Source organism: Thiobacillus thiophilus, assembly GCF_055378705.1.
In genome coordinates, this window is the sequence record NZ_AP042404.1 from 1,643,592 (window position 1) to 1,661,492 (window position 17,901).

Below are 17,901 nucleotides of genomic sequence, written 5' to 3' on the forward strand. Positions count from 1 at the left end.
TTCCCCTCCATTCCCTTGTTTCACTTGATTGGAGATACACCATGAACGCCGTTACCACTACCGAAGCCCGCGCCATCCAAGCCCCCGCGCTGGAAGCTGCCGACCCGACCAAGAACCTGATTCTGGTTCCGCTGTCGCGGCTGGTGTTGCGCCCCACGGGCCGCAACGTGCGCAAGACCCCGCGCATGTCCATCCCCGAACTCGCCGCATCCATCCAGCGTGTCGGCCTGCTGCAAAACCTGATCGTGATTGCATCCGCCGATGGCGAGCATTACGAAGTCGTCGCCGGTGGCCGTCGCCTCGCCGCGTTGAAGCTGCTGGCGAAAAAGCACCGCATCAGCAAGGAATGGGAGGTTCCTTGCCTGCTGGTAGCCGATGGCACCGCCCGCACGGCCAGCCTCACCGAGAACGTACAGCGCGAAGCCATGCACCCCGCCGACCAGTTCGAGGCATTCGCCGCGCTGGTGGCCGAAGGCCGGCCCATCGAGGACATTGCGGCGGATTTCAGCGTCACGCCGCTGGTGGTGCAACGCCGCTTGAAGCTGGCGAACGTGTCGCCGCGCCTGATGGCCGACTATCGCGCCGATGCCGTCACGCTCGATCAGTTGATGGCGCTTGCCATCACCGATGACCACGCCGCACAGGAAGCCGCGTTCTACGATGCCCCGCAGTGGCAGCGGCATCCGTCCCACTTGCGCGAACGCCTGACCGAGCGCGAAATCGACGCCTACCGGCATCCGCTGGTGCGGTTCGTAGGGCTGGACACCTACGAAGCCGCAGGCGGTGGCATCCGCCGCGACCTGTTTGCGGAAGGCGATGCGGGCGTGTATCTGACCGATGCCGCGCTGCTGGAACGACTGGCGCAAACCCGGCTGGCAGGCATTGCCGCCAATGTTCGCGCCGAAGGTTGGGCGTGGGTGGATGCCACGCCGGGCGCGACCCATGCCGACCTGCACACCTTCCAACGCGCCCCGAGGGAGCGCCGCGAACCGAACAAGCGCGAAGCCGCACGCATCGAGAAGCTGCAAGCCCGGATGCACGAACTGGCCGAAGCCGTGGATGCCGCATTGGACGCCGACGACGAGGAAAAGGCCGATGCCTTGCAGGAGGAAGGCGAAGCCGTGGGCGAGCAGTTGCAAGCGCTAGAAGATGGCTTGCAAGACTACGGCGCGAACGTGAAGGCCGCAGCCGGAGCCATCGTCACCATCGACCGCAACGGCGAGGCCGTCATTCATCGCGGCCTGATGCGCGAAGCCGAAGCCAAGGCGCTGCGCACACTGGAAAGGATTCGGCAGGGTTTCGGCGGCGAAGGCGAAGCCGCGAACGACGAGGAAGGCGAGGACGGAGACGACGACAGGCAGCCCAAGGCCGCCGCCATGTCCGACCGGCTGGCGCAGAAGTTGAGCGCCCACCGCACCGCCGCGCTGCAAATCGAAGTCGCCCGGCATCCGCAAGCCGCGCTGGCCGCCGTGGTGCATGGCATGGTGCAGACCGTTTTGCAGGGCAGCCACTACGGCCACGACTTGCCGCTGGGCGTAAGCCTCAAAGTGCAAGACCGGCTGGAAGGCATGGCCCCGGACTTGCCCGAATCGCCCGCCGCCGTGGCGCTGCGCGAACTGCAACAGGTGGCGGGCGAAGCCTTGCCGGAGGACAGCGCCGAACTGTTCGCCGTGCTGCTGGCGAAGCCGCAAGATGAACTGGTGCGGCTGCTGGCCGTGTGCGTGGCTTCCACGGTGGACGTGGTGACACCCCGCGCCACGCCGCACCAGCGCGGCGCAGAACTGGCGCAGGCCGTGGGCCTCGACATGGCCGCATGGTGGAAGCCGACCGCAGAAGGCTACTTCAAGCATGTTTCCAAGGCCGTGATTCTGGATGCCGTGGCCGTGTTTGCACCGGATTCTGTAACCCGGCTGGCGAAGTTGAAGAAGGCCGACATTGCCAGCGAGGCCGAGCGGCTGGCCGATGGCACGGGCTGGATGCCCGCCATCTTCAAGGCCGCAGGCCCGCAGGATGCCGTGCAGGAAGAAGGCCCGGAGCAAAACGCCCCGGAGGATGCCGAGGCAATGGCGGATGAACCCGCCGAAGCACTGGCCGCTTGACCCGCACGGAAGGCAAGCGCCCCGGCCTCGACCGGGGCGCTTCGCTGCAAGGAGAAACCCCAATGACCCGCACCACGACCAGCCGCCCACGCATGGCGGCGACCTATGCCCCCGGTACGGTACGCGCCCGCCGCTGGCACGGCGAAGGCGACGTGCGCGGCTACCGTCCGCCTCGCGGCTGGACAGCCCGAGCCGACCTGACCGACTTTCACCCCATCACGGGCCGCGCCTTGCCGCGTGCCGTGTGGTGGATTATCGAAACCAAGGACTAACCCATCATTCACGCCAGCCCCAGTCCGTTCCGCCCTGGGGCTGGTGGTCAAAAATCCGGGCGCGGCGGTGGCCGCGCCCGGTTTCAAGGCCCAAAACCAAAACGCCCCTTCGCCGCCTTCGGGCGGGCGGCGAAGGGGCCGCGCACAAGCGGCCTTGTGCGCGAGAAACCACGAAGCCCACAAGTGCGGCGGCGCACCCCGCCGCCGGTGTTTGGACTGCGCCCCGCCGCAATGGGCGGGGCTTGTGGGGCTACGCCCCGGCTTGCTGCGGCAGGTTGTGCGAAAGCGTGCCGTCCTCGACGCTGGCGGTTCGTTGCCTGTATGTCACGAAGGACGGTTCACCGACACACCGCCCGGCCTCGCCCGATGGAGCCTCCACGCCACGCCTCAAGCATGTGCCGCGAGCTGCGGCAGGGGCGCTCCGGCCTTGTCGTCGGGGCATTGACCTGGCCCGCGTCAGGGCGCAAGCCGGTGAAGCCGTCACGCGGGGATGCCGAGTCGGCCATGTCTCCATTCGGGAGCGGTCGGCCTGTACGTCCTTGTCTTGTTGTGAATCCTGGCGGTGGCGCGGCTGCGCCTTGGGCTTCATGGCCGCAACCTTCCAGCAAAAATAATTTCCCCTGCGCTGCGCGCATTCCTCGCGGGACAAATTATTTTTGCTTCCAGGTTCTCCACTTCGTTCCGACCGCAAGCGGTGCGGCCAGCCCATCCCCGCCGGACGGATCACAACAAGGACGCACTGGCGCGACCTTGTTCAACCCGAAAGGAGAAATCATCATGGCAAACATCGGCACCTTCACCGCAGAGAAAGACGGCTTCACCGGCACGCTCCGCACCCTGACGCTCAACGTCAAAGTCAAGCTGGTTCCCAACGACAAGGGCGACAACGAGAACGCCCCCGACTACCGCCTGCAAGCGGCAAGTCATGACATCGGCGCGGCGTGGAAGAAGACCAGCGAGGCCGGACGGCCCTATGTGTCCGTGACCCTGGACGATCCTTCGTTCCCAGCCACCGTTTATGCCCGCCTGATCGAAGGCGAGAACGGCACGCACGACCTGATCTGGTCGCGCAACAAGCCCAAGGCGGCCTGACGGCCGCCCACAGCGCCCCGCCCATTGCGGCGGGGCACTGTGCTGCTCATCGCATCACCGCACGCATAGGGTTTCGGCAGTCGCTCCGCGCTGGGTACGTCCACCAGGGCCGGTATCGCATGGGTGCTGACTGGAGGGTTCGCAACCCTTGGCAGCCGCAGGCACAAGATGGCGTGTCGGCGCTGGAAGCGCCGCCGGGCTTTCGGGCTGCGCCCCGTGCCGGCTACGCCGTCACGGCCAATCGGCTTCAATCCCTCACGCCTTCGCGCCTGCGGCGCTGCGCGCTTCGCTTGCGGAGATCCGGCACTACGCGCCGACGCGCTACGGCGTATCCGACTCCTTCAGCACGGCCTCAAGCTCCTGGCGCACGCGCGCCAGCAGCTCGTCGGCCTGGTGCGCGCTGTCGCCGACGTAGGCCAGCGTCAGCAGCGTGAGCGGATGCACGTCCATGACCTCGCACAGCTCGGCCAGCTTGTGGATGGTCGGGCTTTTCAGGTCGCGTTCCAGCGAACTCATGTAGGTGCGGCTGGACACGTCAGAGAACGCTTCCTGGCTCAAGCCACGCGCTTTCCTGACCGTCCGTATCGCCGCTGCCAATGAGTTCTTCGCTGCCACCTATGGTTTCCCCCCAAAAACCAAGATGACAGCCCATTGCGCTCTATAGGGCTACAATCTATAGTGTTCATTTTGTGCTACTGCTTTCCTCTTTCGTGCCTTTACGGAAATCCGTATCTGCGGATTTCTTCAAACCCAGGGAACCGCATCCGTGTCTTTCCTGACTTCCGGCAATGCGCTTTCGTGCCTCTACGCTTCTATGGATTCGTGCGCAAGCACAGAGGCGCTTCGGCGGTTCCGTGCATTCGTGGAAGGCACGCGGCCGTGATCCCGCTTGCGACCGAGGAAGAACGGACGCGGCTGCTGGCCCACGGCCAAGCCCGCGCCGCCGGGCAGGATATCGACCCGTTGCCGGCCGTGCGGCTGTTCACCCCGGACGCGCATGCAACATGGCTGCTGGCCTCGCTCGATCCTGCCGATGGCGATACGGCCTACGGCCTGATCGACTTGGGGATCGGAATGCCCGCTCTGGGCACGGTGAGGCTGTCCGATCTCGCGTCCATCGTCGGCCCGCGTCAGCGGCCGGTGATGCGCGATCGCTACTTTCAGCCGACGCGGAGGCTGTCGGAGTATGTCCGGCTGGCGCAGGAAGACGGTTCGATCCCGGACTGATACCGGCCAGCGCAGCAGGGCCAAACGGGACGCATTGTGACTATTTCAGTCTTGTTCAAGACCGGACAAGTCTGAATCCGCACGCTTGCGCCGAAGCGGTGCGATCCAGATGCAAACAGTCATGATGCCGGGCGCTGGATGCGGCACGTTGCTCAATGCTGCGCACCATTTTTACGGCGGCGCAGCCGTCGCATTCAGACGATTTCAGCAATGCTCCGGAGCGAATCTGTCTTGACACCAGCAGTTACAGCTTACCTTGATTCGATGACGACTTGATGGCGTTTCGATAGCTCCCGCACGGCGGAATCCGTAGCGACGTTCCTGCTGATCGACAGGAGGTTGCGTTATGGCTGATCTGAACGCCGAGCATTGGTATCCAACCGCCGCGTATCTCTACACGCTGCACCTCGACGGCCCCGCGCTGGCCTGGGAATACCTGCGTAGAAACCCCGATTACCGGCTCGACTGGTTGCGCCGTCGCCGCCGACCGGATACGGCGCATCGATGGGGCTTGCGCCTGCTGGAAGACCCGGCCCTGGATGCGCGCGATGCGCATCCAGCCTGGTTCCCCGATCACGATGGCGTGATCCAGCTCTATCCAGACGACGACCCGCCGCCGGATGCCGACGCCTTCGAGTTCTGGCGCGTGCCTGGCCGCAAGCAACTGATCCACGACGGCAAGCGCCTGGTGCTGGTGTCGCACTGGCCGGGTTGCTGCGTGCGGCTGGCACTCGCGCCCGGCCTGGAAGACGGCATGGCCTACCTCTACGCCACCCGCGCCTGCGCCACGCCCTGCACGCGCTATCGCACGCTCGCGGCCGAACTGGATGCGCTGTCCGCCGCGACCGTGGCCACGCCTGCGGCGGCGGCTCGATCCCGGCCCACGCCCGCCGCGGTGCTGGAACTGCACACCTTGCAGGCGCTCGACGCGACCCTCTCGGGCGCGTCCTTGCGCGAGGTGGCCGAAGGGCTGTTCGGCGCGGATGCCGTCGCAGCCGACTGGCACAAAGACAGCGCCTTGCGTGCTCGCGTGCGGCGGCTGGTGCGCCGTGGCGATGCGCTGATGCGCGGCGGCTACCGCCGCCTGGCACAGCTTCCGCCACCGTTGCACTAGGGGGGACGTTTCGCGTCCCTTGAAGAACGTCCCTTAGCAAGAAGCCTTGCTTTCTTGAAAGTGCCTCTATCCGGCCGCGTGGTGTGGCCGGGCTTGATGGAGGTACACCCCATGCGACCCGCTCCCTTGCGGCCTGCCGCCGCTGCTGTCGCTGCGCCCGCGCAGCCCCAACGCTACCTGACCAACGACGAAGCCGCCGAATACCTGCGGCTGTCGCCGCGCACGCTGGAGAAACAGCGCGTGATCGGCGGAGGGCCGAAGTTCCGCAAGTTCGGCCGCCGCGTCATGTACGCGGTAAGCGACCTCGATGCCTGGGCCGACCAGCGCAGCTACGAGGCGACTTCCGACCCGGAATATGCCCAACGCCACGCGGGTGACTACCGTGATGGCCGCTGAACGCCGGTGCGTGGGTGGCCTTTGCCATGTCCAGCCCGCCAGGGCAAGCCTTGCAGCAGCGCGAACAGCTCGACCTGTTCCGGGCGCTGCCGGGCGACATGGCACCACGCGACAGCCAGGACTTGATGGCCTTTCCGTTCTTCTCGCTGGCGAAGTCGCGGCGCACCGCGCCGATCGACTTTCGCGCAGGCGGCATCACCATCCGCGTGGAGGGCACGCAGGAGCACGGCATCGCAACGATATGGGATGCCGACGTGCTGATATGGGCCGCTTCGCAGATCGCGGAGGCGCGCGACGCGGGCATCCGCCCGTCGCGCTGGATACGCGCCACGCCCTACGAAATCCTGCGCTTCATCGGGCGCGGCACATCGCTCAACGACTACCAGCGCCTGAAAGCCGCGCTGGATCGCTTGCAATCGACCACGGTGGCCACGTCCATCCGCGAAACCACGGGAAGGCGCTTGCATCGCTTCTCGTGGATCAACGAGTGGAAGGAACTGGCCGACGCCAGCGGCGTGCCGCTGGGCATCGAGCTGATCTTGCCCGATTGGTTCTATGCGGGCGTGCTCGATGCCGCCTTGGTGCTGACCATCGACCCGGCCTATTTCCGCTTGAAGGGCGGCATCGAACGCTGGCTGTATCGCCTGGTGCGCAAGCACGGCGGACGGCAGGAACACGGCTGGCAATTCGATTTCCGGCACCTCTACCGCAAATCGGGCAGCGCGGCGCGCTTCTCCGATTTTGCCTACGACTTGCGCGCCCTGGTGGCGCGGCAGTCGCTGCCCGGCTACGTCCTGGACATCGAGCGGATGCCGGACGATGGAACGGAACTGCTGACCTTCCGGCCAGTGCTGCATACGGCACGGGGATAACTCGGGGAAAACTTGTGGACGGCCTCGTGCTATCAGGAGTACCGGGTATCGTGCTATCAGGAGTACGCCTATCGTGCTATCAGGAGTACGAAAACGCCGTAAAGCCAATAACGGCGCGGGTTTGCGCCCCCTCTAACTTACCTAACAAGAAATACATAACTTTTAGTAGAAGCGCGCCGTTTCGGTGGAAAACCACCCAGCGGCACGGCCAGGCCGGCTTTCCGGCAGGGAGGGCCGCGCCATGATCGTCGCGCTTCTCAATCAGAAAGGCGGCGTAGGCAAGACCACGCTCGCCACGCACATCGCCGGCGAGCTGGCGATGCGCGGCCAGCACGTCGTGCTGCTGGATGCCGACCCGCAGGGTTCCTCACTGGACTGGACGCAGCGCAGAAGCCAGCAAGGCTTGCCACGGCTGTTCAGCGCCGTGGGCCTCGCACGCGAAACGCTGCACCAAGAGGCACCAGAACTCGCCAGGCGAGCAGATCACGTCGTCATCGACGGCCCGCCGCGCATCGCCGCCTTGGCGCGCTCCGCGCTGCTGGCGGCCGAGCGCGTGCTGATCCCGGTGCAGCCGAGTCCCTACGACCTGTGGGCCAGCGCCGAGATGGTGGCGCTGATCCGCGAGGCGCAGGTGTTCCGGCCTGCGCTGCGCGCGGCCTTCATCATCAATCGGCGTGTCAGTACCACCGTGATCGGGCGCGAAGCGCGCCAGGCGCTTGCCGACCAGCCGCTTCCTGCGCTGCGCGCGGAAGTGCATCAGCGCGTCGTGTTCGCCGACAGCGTGGCCGCTGGTCGGCTTGCACGCGAGACGGCGCCGGACAGCGCGGCCGCGCGTGAAATCACCGCGCTGGTCGATGAACTGCTGCGGTGGCCGTCATGACAGCGAAGCCGCCACCACGCGCCAAGCGTGTCGGCATCGGCGCGCGTCCGCCCGCGAATCCACACGCCGAGGCGTGGATTCGCCAAGGTGATGCCGATGCGCTGGGCAAGGGCGACCTCTACACGGCTCGCCTCACTCTCGACATCACGCCCGCCATGCGGGCGCGCATCAAGGTGTCGGCCTTCACGCAAGGCGTGACCGTGGCCGACCTGCTGCGCGGCCTGCTGGAGCGCGAGTTTCCAGAGAGCCGCAGGGAGAGCACCCCATGAACATATCCGCTTCGCCGGCCGCTGGCGCGGCCACGGCTGCGCTCACAGCACCTACCGGCCAGCCAGCCAGCGCGCCGCTGACGCGCGTGGCGCTGGCCTACATCGACCAGCATTTCGACCTCTATCTGCGCTTCGGTGAGCCTGCGCGCATCGTCCGGCTCGACCGCTGGCGGCGCAGCGCCGTGTTCCTGCCGAACGCGGTTCTGTGCCGTGTCCGTTGGCAAGCCAACGACTACGGCACGATCCGCTGGCAGCTCATGGTGATGCAGGCTTGCACGCCGCTGGACGCGGCGCAGCGCATCCCCGGCGTGCGGCCGGGCGCGCGCCTGCTGCTGCACGCCGAAGGCGAGAACCAGGTGCGCGCCGTGCTGGAACGCATCGACGCCATCGAGGCGCTGGGCATCGCGCCCGTCGCCGTCTCGCCCGCGTACTGGCGCACGCTCGCCAACCGGCTCGCCGCGCGCCTGCCGCTGCCCGAATACACCGCCGAGCGGCACGCCGCCTGGCTGACCGGGAGGGCACAGCCATGACCACCGTTTCTACTGTCGCCGCCGCGCCGCGTCCTCGCTCGCCCCGCGCACGTTTGCGCGCTCGCCTCGTACTGGCGAGCCTGTCCGCCTGCAGCCTCGCTGCGCTGGCCTGGGCGTCCTTCGTGCAGCCGCTGCCGCGCCTGATCTACAACCCGTCAGATAGCGTGGCGGTTGGCTGGTATCGCGTCGATCCGTTCGACCCACGCGCCGCCTCGCTGCCACGTCCGCCGTCCGTAGACAGCATCGTGCTGGTGCCGCTGCCCGCCAGGGCCGCCGCGCTGGCTGCGCAGCGCGGCTACCTGCCGACGCGCGTTCAGCTGCTCAAACGTGTGGGCGCGGTCGCGCCGCAACACGTTTGCATCGTCGCCGGTCAGGTACGCATCGACGGCGTGCCGGTGGCCGCCGCGTTGCCTGCCGACCGGCTGGGCCGGCCGCTGCCGTCCTTGCAGCTTTGCCGACGCCTCGACCCGGGCGAGCTGCTCCTGTTGAGCGTGACGAATCCGGCATCGTTCGACAGCCGGTATTTCGGGCCGGTCAGCGCATCCGCCGTGATCGGCGTCGCGCATCCGGTCTGGCTGGAGGCTCGCCCATGATGGCCGCCGACTCGCTGTACGTTGCCGTGCATCTTGTCGTGCCATCGGGCATGCCGATCCAGTGGCTTTCCGCGTGTCGTCGCGCGTGCAGTGCGAGCGCATCCGCGCTGCACTTCGCGCTGCCTTCCCATGTGCAGGCGTCTTGCCTCGAACGCGCCCGGCCTGCGGCCGTGTCCGCGTTCGCCGGTGCGCTGGCTGCTTACGCAGCAGCGCCGCCGGGCCGCCGCTGCCCGGAGCGCCAGCGAGGGGCAAAGGCGGAAGGCAAGACAAAAGGACGCGGCACAGGGCCGCGTCGAAAGCCAGTCTGCACGTGGGGGTGGCGCGGCACACAGCGGCTTCGCCGCCGTGCCGCTTGTGGCGCGAAGTCCGCGCCAAGACAGGGCGGCCCGCGTGCTTCGCACGCCGTGGCACGCCATAGCTTTCCTTGGAGACTGCCATGAGCGACCGCCGCGACGACGATTTCCGCGTGCGCCCCAGTGCCCCGAAGAACCGGGGCCAGGGCTTCGTTTCCAAGGTGCTCAAGCAGGCGGGCAAGGCCAGCGGCGGCAAGTCCTCTATGCGCAATTCCGCAGCCGGTGGCAGCGGCGCACGCGCCGGCCAGCGCCCCGGTTCGCGCTTGGGGCGCGGCCATACGGCGGCGCGCTTCGCGGGCGCGAAGCTCACGCCCTTGTCGCGGCGTGTAACCATCAAGACGCTGCTGGTCAATCAGCGCAATGCCAGCCCGCAATCGCTCGCCAAGCACCTGCGCTACATCGAGCGCGATGGCGCGGGCCGCGATGGCGAGCCGGGCCGAGCCTACGGGCCGCAAACCGACGAAGCCGACCTCGACGCCTTCAAGGAGCGGGCCGCCGACGACCGGCACCATTTCCGCTTCATCGTTTCCCCGGAGGACGGCGCCGAGCTGGACGACCTGCGCACCTACACCCGGCACCTGATGAATCGCATGGAAGCCGACCTGGGCACGCGGCTGGATTGGGCGGCGGTAGATCACTGGAACACCGACAACCCGCACACTCACCTGATCGTGCGCGGGCGTGACGACACTGGCAAAGACCTCATCATCTCGGGCGACTACATCGCGCAAGGCTTTCGCCATCGCGCCGCCGAACTGGCGACCGAATGGCTGGGGCCGCGCACCGAACTGGAGATCCAGCAGACCTTGCAGCGCGAGGTGGAGCAGGAGCGGTGGACGAGCCTGGATCGCACCCTGCAACGCGAGGTCGGCGAGGACGGCCGAGTGCAGATCGAACGCTTCAACGAACCGCGGCTGCAACGCCAGCGCCTGCTGCTAATCGGCCGCCTGCAACGCTTGCAGCGCCTGGGCCTGGCCGACGAAATACAGCCCGGCACCTGGGCCGTCTATGCCGACGCGGAAGAGACCCTGCGCGCCCTGGGCGAGCGTGGCGACATCATCCGCACCATGCAGCGGGCCATGCGCGGCGAGCCGCGCGAGCTGGCGGTGTTCGAGCCTGGGGACGATGGCCGAACCATTCTCGGCCGGGTGGCCGCGAAGGGGCTGGCCGACGAGCTGCGCGACCGGGGCTATCTGGTCATCGACGGCGTGGACGGCAAGGCCCACTACGTCGCGCTCAACGCCCGCGACGAGTTGGCGAACTACCCGGCCGGCGCCGTGGTGGAGGTGAAGGGATCTGCCGACGTGCGGGCAGCCGACCGCAACATCGCCGCGCTGGCGAGCGGTGGCCTGTACCGCACCGACCATCACCTTGCCGTGGCGCGGGGTCAGGCTGTGCCCGGCCGCGATCCGCAGGAAGTCGTCGCGGCCCACGTCCGCCGACTGGAAGCCCTGCGCCGGGCCGGCATCGTGGAGCGCGTGGCCGAAGGGCTATGGAAGGTGCCGGGCGACCTGCCCGAGCAGGGCCGCCGCTACGACGCGCAGCGCCTGGGCGGCGTGGCCGTGGAACTGAAATCGCACCTGCCCATCGAGCGGCAGGCCCGCGTGATCGGGGCTACTTGGCTCGACCAGCAGTTGATTGGCGGCTCGGGCCTGGGCGACCTGGGCTTTGGCGGCGAGGCCAAGCAGGCCATGCAGCAGCGCGCCGACTTCCTGACCGAACAAGGGCTGGCCGAGCGGCGCGGGCAGCGCGTGATCCTCGCCCGGAACCTGCTGGGCACGTTGCGCAATCGGGAACTGGCGCAGGCCGCCAAGGACATTGCCGCCGAATCCGGCTTGGAGCACCGTCCGGTGGCCGACGGCCAGCGCGTGGCCGGTATCTACCGGCGCAGCATCATGCTCGCCAGCGGGCGCTACGCGATGCTCGATGACGGCATGGGGTTCAGCTTGGTGCCGTGGAAGCCAGTGATCGAACAGCGGCTGGGCCAGCAGCTCGCGGCCACAGTGCGCGGTGGCGGGGTGTCTTGGGAGATTGGGCGCGCACGCGGGCCTGCTATCAGTTGAGGCGGTAAACAAAACGCAGCTAGCAACACGATACGGAGGGCTTGCACACCTTCCGATCAAGAAAACATCGAGCGAGCACGGAGGTCATCCGCTCGTTCCGCACTTGACCAAATTATTCGATAAAATATAGTTCGATCGTACGAACTCTATTAGAATCTGACATAACCAAGACCTTCGAGACACTCATGAATCGCTTGACTACCTATGCGCTCGACCTCCATAGACCCGTGCCGTCGGTCCGGGAGACTGGCACTTTGAGCACGGGCAGGAGCGTGCAGGCGTGCACGGTGGCCGTGCTGTCCATGTGTGTACTTCTGCTCGCTGCCTGCACTGATGGCTCAATCTCGTCTAGATCCGTGGCCACGCCGGTGGCTGCAGAAGTCGCTGTGGTACGGCAGGCACGATTACCTGTTACCAACGATGTGACTGGCAGCGTCGTCTCTGACGGACGCATCGACGTAGCTTCGCGCGTGACCGGATTCATTCGCCAGCTCGATGTTCGCGAGGGCCAGGCGGTCAGGCGCGGCGACCTGCTGTTGCGCATCGACGCCTCTGACATCGACGCGGCTATCGCGCAGGCACGCGCCGGCGTGCAGGCCGCCCAGGAGGCTTGGCGGGATGCGCAGTACGACGTGAACCAGAATGCGCAACTGGTGCCGGCTGGCGCGATCTCGGCCGACGCGCTGCGCAAGTCCAGGGTGCGGGAGGAAACCACCCGCGCGACGCTGGAGCAAGCGCAATCGGCGCTGGCGGCGGCACAAGCGCAGCGCAACTACGTGGCCATCACCAGTCCGGTGGATGGCGTGGTCGTCTCGGTGGCCCGGCGCAGCGGTGAGATGGCCACTCCCGGCGCGCCGCTGATGACGGTGGAGTCGCGTGAGGTCTTGCTGTTCAAGGCGTTCGTACCTGAGCGCAGCCTGGCGGCAATCAAGTCCGGTGACTTGATTCCCGTGCGCATCGACGCGCTGGGCGATGAGCGCTTCAAGGGACGGGTCCGGGGCGTGGTGCCATCGGGCGATGGCGTGACCCGCCGCTACGAGGTGGACATCGTGCTGCCGCGGGACGCGCGCCTGCTGCCGGGAATGTTCGGCCGTCTCGAAATCCTGCTGGACGAGAAGCGGGCCGTCACGGTGCCGCGTACGGCCCTCGTGCGGCGCGGCGGTTTGGACGGCGTGTTCGTGCTGCAGGAAGGTGTGGCGCGTTTTCGCTGGCTGCGCACAGGCCAGCGCCTGGGCGATGTGGTGGAGGTGACCGCGGGCCTGTCGGACGGAGAAACCATCCTCGCCAGCGTCGCCGACACCGTCCATGACGGCATGCCGATCCAGGCCGTCGGGGGCGCGCGATGACGTCGCGGCGCCTGAACTTCGCGGGTTTTCTCGCGAAGCACTTCATCACCTCCAAGCTCACGCTGGTCTTCATCATCGCCGTGGCGTTGATGGGTGTCGTGGCGGTGCTGCAGACCCCGCGCGAGGAGAACCCGCAGATCATCGTGCCCACCGCCGCCGTTATGGTCGGCTTGCCGGGCGCCTCTGCCAGTGAGGTCGAATCGCTGGTGGTCACGCCCCTCGAAGGCATCCTGAGCGAACTGCCCGGCGTCGATCACATCGAGAGCACTTCCCGCAACTCACAGGGAATCGTTCAGGTGCAATTCAAGGTCGGCGAATCCAAGGAGCAGTCACTGGTCAAGCTCTATGACCGCGTGATGGCCAGCCGCGCCTGGCTGCCTGCCGATGCCACGACGCCATTGGTGCAAAGCGTCGACGCGGACGACGTGCCGATCGTCACCTTCACGCTGGCTTCGTCGAAATACGATGACTACGCGCTCAACCGCATGGCCGAACGCATGGCCGAGCGCCTGCGCAGTACCGAGAACGTCTCGGTGGTGTCGCTGCGCGGCGGGCAGCACCGCGAAATCACCATCGAACTGGACCCCGATCGCCTACAGGCTTACGGCGTGACCCTGGGCCAAGCCCGAGCGGCCTTCCCAATCAGCAACCTGACGTTGCCACTGCCGCCCACCGTACGTGACGGCCAGGTACAAGCCATCAAGCTGGATGCGGCCTACACCTCGGCCGAGGATGTGCGTAACCAGCTCATCGCCGTGCGCGACAAGCGGCCGGTTTACGTGCGCGACGTGGCCACCGTTACCGACGGCCCGCCGTCGGAGCCAACCACGGCCAGCCGCCTCTCCTTCGGTCTCGGTGATCCACGCTTTGGCACGGCCGATGCCACAGACCTGCCCGCCGTCACCATCGCCGTGGCCAAAAAGAAGGGCACCAATGCCGTGGTGGTCGCCAATGCAGTGATCGACCGCATGCAGCGCATGCAGGCCACCTTCGTGCCCCAGGACATCCAGGTCGTGGTGACGCGCAACGACGGCCAGAAGGCCGACGACGCGGTCAACCTGCTGCTGGAACACCTGACGATCGCCCTGGTCACCGTGGGCCTGGTGCTGATCCTCTTCCTGGGCTGGCGCGAGGCGTTGATCGTGATGATCACGGTGCCGTTGATCATGGGTATCACGCTGACGGCCAACCTGCTGGGCGGCGTCACTATCAACCGCGTCACGCTTTTCGCCCTGATCCTGGCGCTAGGACTGCTGGTGGATGCCGCCATCGTGGTCATCGAGAACATCCACCGCCACTACGCCAGCCGCAAACCGAAGGCAGACAAGGAAGCGGAAACCGTGCTGGCGACCAACGAGATCGGCAACGCCACCAACCTGGCCACCTTCGCGGTGATGCTGGTTTTCATTACCTTGCTGCTGGCCTTGACCGGCATGCCGCGCCAGTATTTTTTCCCGGTGGCGGTCACCGTGCCAGTTGCCATGGCCGCCTCCATCGTGGTGGCCTACATCGTCGTACCGTGGGCATCCAATCGCTGGCTTCATCGCCACGACATCCGGCAGGAAGAATCAGCGCACGGGCAACAGTCCCATGGCCATGATACACCGGGGCGGATCGAGCGCCTCTACCTGCGCCTGTTCAGCCCCTTACAGCAATACAGAAACGTGCGCATCGGCTTCGGTCTGGCGGTGCTGTTGCTGATGACGGTCTCGCTGATGCAAGGCGCCTGGCAGTTCGTCCGTCCGGCGGGCGTGGGCGGGGCTGTGTCCGCGTTGGGCGTGCCGATCGGCTTTCTGCCCAAGGATGACCAGAACACTTTCAACGTGGTGGTTTCGATGCCGGAAACCACGCCGGTGGAAGACACCGATCGCTTGGTGCGCCAGGTCGCCACGGTGCTGGCACAGGAGCCGCACGTGCTCAACTACCAGACTTGGGTCGGCCAGGCTGGTGTAGCCGACTTCAACGGTCTGTTCAAGGGCACCTCCGCGCGTGCTGGCAACCACGTCGCGGAAATCCGCGTCAACCTCATCGACAAGCGTCACCGCAAGGAAAGCTCCATCGACATCGTGCGCAAACTGCGTCCCCAGGTGGAGGCCATTCGCATAGCCTGGCCCGGTGCCGAGGTGGCGCTGGTGGAGCAGCCGCCGGGTCCGCCGCTGCGCTCGACCGTTTTGGCGGAAATCTACGGCCCCGACGCCGAGGGTCTGCGCGCGCTGTCGGCCCAGGTACGCGGGGCCTTCGCACAAACCTACGACACCGTCGACATCACCGACACCGAACCAGAAGATGTGCGGGAGCACCGCATCGTGCCGGACAAGGACAAGGCCGCGCTCTCCGGCGTCTCGACTGCGCAGATTGCCGAGGCGCTGGCGCTGGTCTACGGCGGCACCACCCTCGGCCGCGCCCACCTGCCGGACGAGAAACTGCCGGTGCCAGTCAGGGCCTTCGTGCCGCGCCGCTTTGAGGTCGATCCCGGCCGGCTCGACCGGGTATTCGTGGACAACGCAGCCGGCCAGCCCGTGCCGCTGGTGGAGTTGGTCAAAGTGGTTCCCGCATCGGTCGATCGTCCCATCCTGCACCGCGACAACGAGAAGGTCTCCTTCGTCGGTGCGGAACTGTCGGACTCGGTGCCGCTGTACGCCGTGCTCGACCTGCAGCGGCGCCTGCATGGCATCACCGCGCCGGACGGACGTCCGCTGCGCACCGGCAACCTGCGCTTCAAGGAGGACGTGCCCGACACCATCGACGGCTATCAGTTGCTGTGGGGCGGCGAGATGCGCATGACGCTGGACGTGTACCGGGATCTCTCCCTCTCCCTCAGCGGCGCCCTGCTCATCATCTATTTCGCGCTGGTCGCCTACTACCGCTCGTTCATCGTTCCGCTGGTGGCCATGTCGGCCGTGCCGCTCGGCATCATCGGCATCTTTCCGGGGCACTGGCTGGTCGGCATGGATTTCTCCGCGACATCCATGGTCGGCATCATCGCGCTGGCGGGGGTGGTGATCCGCAACTCGCTGCTGATCATCGACTTCATTCAGGACAACATCCGCCACGGCATGCCGCTGAGGGAGGCCGTGCGCCAGGCCGGCGCGGTGCGTCTGCGGCCCATCCTGCTGACGATGCTGGCGATCATCTTCGGCTCGGCCGTCATGGTGACCGACCCGGTCTTCGGGGGCCTGGCCGTCTCGCTGATCTTCGGCACGCTGGTCTCGACTGCGCTGACCGTGTTCGTCGTACCGCTGCTCTACGAGCTGCATGCGAAGCGCCATGCAACCCCGGCGGCCACAGGAGCAGACCATGCATGAGAATGACAGCGGTACATCGTCCCCTCGCCGTCGCCAGGCCCGCGCAGGCCATGAGACCGGCCCATCGGCCCGCCATCGGCTCGTCGGCACGCTGGCGGTGGCGGTGGCGGTGCTGGCGATGCTGAGCGGTTGTGCCTCGCTGGCACCCGCGCTCGATCCCATCGCGCTCCCCGTCGCATCGAACTGGCGGACGCAGCCCGACACGCCGGGCGTTGCGGCCGCGGCTGACCTGGCGTGGCGCGAGTACTTCACCGACCCGGCCTTGCAGGCGCTGATCGAGATCGCGCTGGAAAACAACCGCGATCTGCGCGTGGCGGTGCTGCGCACCGAGGAGGCGCGCGCCGCCTTCCGCATCCAGCGTGCGCAGCAGGCGCCAATAGTCGGCGTGGGGGCGCAGCAAATCCGCACCGGCCTGCCCGATGGGCTACAGCCGCTGGCGGGCCGCTCGGTCCTGGAGGTCAACGTAGCCTCCGTGGGCATCAGCAGTTGGGAGTTGGACCTGTGGGGCCGCGTACGCAGCATGAAGACCGCCGCATTAGAGCAATGGCTGGCCACCGAGCAGGGCCACCGTGCCGTGGAATTGGCACTGGTCGCCCAGGTCGCCGATGCCTACCTGGGCCTGCGCGAACTCGACGAGCGCATTTCGCTGGCAAGGCGCACGGTGGAAAACCAGCAAGCGCTGGAGCAAATCTTCCAGAAACGCTTGGAGCTGGGCCACGGCTCGCGGCTTGAGCTGACCCAGGTGCGCACCCTGCTGAGCCAGGGCAAAGCCCTGCAGGTGCAACTGGAGCTTGCGCGCGAACAGCAACGCAATGCCCTGGCGCTACTGCTCGGCAGCGACCCCCAATTGCCGCCGCCATCGGCCCCGATGGATGAAGCCTTGGTCATGCCCGAACTGAGGCCCGGGCTGCCATCGGACCTGCTGGTCAACCGCCCGGACATCCTGGCCGCCGAGCATGCGCTGCGGGCGCGCCAGGCCAACATCGGTGCGGCGCGCGCCGCGTTCTTCCCGCGCATCGCACTGACCGGCGGTGCCGGCTCGGTCAGTACCAGCCTGAGCGACCTGTTTTCGTCGGGCACCCGGGCATGGTTGTTCCAGCCGACGATCGAATTACCGATCTTCGATGCTGGCATGCGACAGGCCAATCTCGACGCTAGCGTCGTGCGGCGTGACATCGCCATTGCCGAATACGAACGCGCGATCCAGGCAGCGTTTCGCGACGTCTCCGACGCCCTGGCCGCAAGGCAGAAGCTCACCGAGCAGCTCGTCGTGGCGCGCCAGGCCCACGCCGAGCAGAGCGAGCGTTTGAAACTGGCGCGGATGCTGTTCGATGCCGGCTCGGCGGCGCACCTGGAGGTACTGGACGCCGAGCGCGACCTGCTTGCCGTCGAGCAGCAACTGGTGCAGGTACGCAGGGCGGCATTGTCAAGCCAAATCGGGCTGTACGCGGCGCTGGGCGGTGGCATCAACCAGCCCCCGAAAAGATGAG

Annotated in this window: 16 protein-coding genes; 15 read left to right on the forward strand and 1 reads right to left on the reverse strand. The window is 66.9% G+C overall.

Annotated elements, in window-relative coordinates:
* Positions 1–41 precede the first annotated feature (41 nt).
* The 3 genes from ACZ41T_RS08015 (at position 42) to ACZ41T_RS08025 (ending at position 3,463) form a co-directional block, all read left to right on the forward strand.
* Positions 42–2,099, forward strand: coding sequence for a ParB/RepB/Spo0J family partition protein (locus tag ACZ41T_RS08015; protein ID WP_014703524.1), 2,058 nt, complete (start codon positions 42–44; stop codon positions 2,097–2,099).
* Positions 2,100–2,161: 62 nt separating this feature from the next.
* Positions 2,162–2,371, forward strand: coding sequence for a hypothetical protein (locus ACZ41T_RS08020; protein WP_023110658.1), 210 nt, complete (start codon positions 2,162–2,164; stop codon positions 2,369–2,371).
* Positions 2,372–3,148: 777 nt separating this feature from the next.
* Complete coding sequence (locus tag ACZ41T_RS08025) at positions 3,149–3,463, forward strand: DUF736 domain-containing protein (protein WP_014703526.1); 315 nt, start codon at positions 3,149–3,151, stop codon at positions 3,461–3,463.
* A 321-nt stretch (positions 3,464–3,784) separates the two neighbouring features.
* On the opposite strand, the gene ACZ41T_RS08030 is transcribed toward ACZ41T_RS08025, so the two are convergent.
* Complete coding sequence (locus ACZ41T_RS08030) at positions 3,785–4,021, reverse strand: helix-turn-helix domain-containing protein (RefSeq protein ID WP_041366527.1); 237 nt, start codon at positions 4,019–4,021, stop codon at positions 3,785–3,787.
* Positions 4,022–4,342: 321 nt separating this feature from the next.
* Here ACZ41T_RS08030 and ACZ41T_RS08035 point away from each other — a divergent pair, with 321 nt between their 5' ends.
* From ACZ41T_RS08035 to ACZ41T_RS08090, 12 genes are all read left to right on the forward strand, one after another.
* Positions 4,343–4,690 carry a DUF2958 domain-containing protein gene (locus tag ACZ41T_RS08035; protein WP_014703529.1) on the forward strand — a complete coding sequence of 116 codons (348 nt, stop codon included), beginning with the start codon at positions 4,343–4,345 and terminating at the stop codon, positions 4,688–4,690.
* Between the two features lie 346 nt (positions 4,691–5,036).
* Positions 5,037–5,804 carry a DUF2285 domain-containing protein gene (locus ACZ41T_RS08040; protein WP_014703532.1) on the forward strand — a complete coding sequence of 256 codons (768 nt, stop codon included), beginning with the start codon at positions 5,037–5,039 and terminating at the stop codon, positions 5,802–5,804.
* Positions 5,805–5,915: 111 nt separating this feature from the next.
* The gene (locus tag ACZ41T_RS08045; RefSeq protein ID WP_014703533.1) at positions 5,916–6,200 is read left to right on the forward strand and encodes a helix-turn-helix transcriptional regulator; all 285 of its coding nucleotides are present in this window, start codon (positions 5,916–5,918) and stop codon (positions 6,198–6,200) included.
* Between the two features lie 26 nt (positions 6,201–6,226).
* On the forward strand, positions 6,227–7,072 hold the full coding sequence (locus ACZ41T_RS08050; protein WP_014703534.1) for a replication initiator protein A: 846 nt from the start codon (positions 6,227–6,229) through the stop codon (positions 7,070–7,072).
* Between the two features lie 241 nt (positions 7,073–7,313).
* Positions 7,314–7,952 (forward strand): ParA family partition ATPase, encoded by a 639-nt coding sequence (gene parA, locus ACZ41T_RS08055; RefSeq protein WP_014703536.1) that lies wholly within the window; start codon positions 7,314–7,316, stop codon positions 7,950–7,952.
* Entirely contained in the window at positions 7,949–8,221 is a 273-nt protein-coding gene (locus ACZ41T_RS08060) for a hypothetical protein (RefSeq protein ID WP_014703537.1), read from the forward strand. The genes parA and ACZ41T_RS08060 overlap by 4 nt, the downstream gene beginning before the upstream one ends.
* Positions 8,218–8,751: a DUF2840 domain-containing protein gene (locus tag ACZ41T_RS08065; protein WP_014703538.1), complete on the forward strand. Its 534-nt coding sequence runs from the start codon at positions 8,218–8,220 to the stop codon at positions 8,749–8,751. Before ACZ41T_RS08060 ends, ACZ41T_RS08065 begins: the two co-directional genes overlap by 4 nt.
* Complete coding sequence (locus tag ACZ41T_RS08070) at positions 8,748–9,344, forward strand: S26 family signal peptidase (protein ID WP_014703539.1); 597 nt, start codon at positions 8,748–8,750, stop codon at positions 9,342–9,344. Before ACZ41T_RS08065 ends, ACZ41T_RS08070 begins: the two co-directional genes overlap by 4 nt.
* A 436-nt stretch (positions 9,345–9,780) precedes the next feature.
* Positions 9,781–11,760 (forward strand): relaxase/mobilization nuclease and DUF3363 domain-containing protein, encoded by a 1,980-nt coding sequence (locus tag ACZ41T_RS08075; protein ID WP_023110655.1) that lies wholly within the window; start codon positions 9,781–9,783, stop codon positions 11,758–11,760.
* A gap of 185 nt (positions 11,761–11,945) precedes the next feature.
* The gene (locus ACZ41T_RS08080) at positions 11,946–13,106 is read left to right on the forward strand and encodes an efflux RND transporter periplasmic adaptor subunit (protein WP_012584373.1); all 1,161 of its coding nucleotides are present in this window, start codon (positions 11,946–11,948) and stop codon (positions 13,104–13,106) included.
* Positions 13,103–16,411, forward strand: a complete 3,309-nt coding sequence (locus ACZ41T_RS08085; RefSeq protein WP_464923924.1) for an efflux RND transporter permease subunit — start codon at positions 13,103–13,105, stop codon at positions 16,409–16,411. The genes ACZ41T_RS08080 and ACZ41T_RS08085 overlap by 4 nt, the downstream gene beginning before the upstream one ends.
* A complete protein-coding gene (locus ACZ41T_RS08090) occupies positions 16,404–17,900 on the forward strand; it encodes an efflux transporter outer membrane subunit (protein WP_464923925.1) in 1,497 nt (498 codons plus the stop codon). The genes ACZ41T_RS08085 and ACZ41T_RS08090 overlap by 8 nt, the downstream gene beginning before the upstream one ends.
* Position 17,901 lies beyond the last annotated feature (1 nt).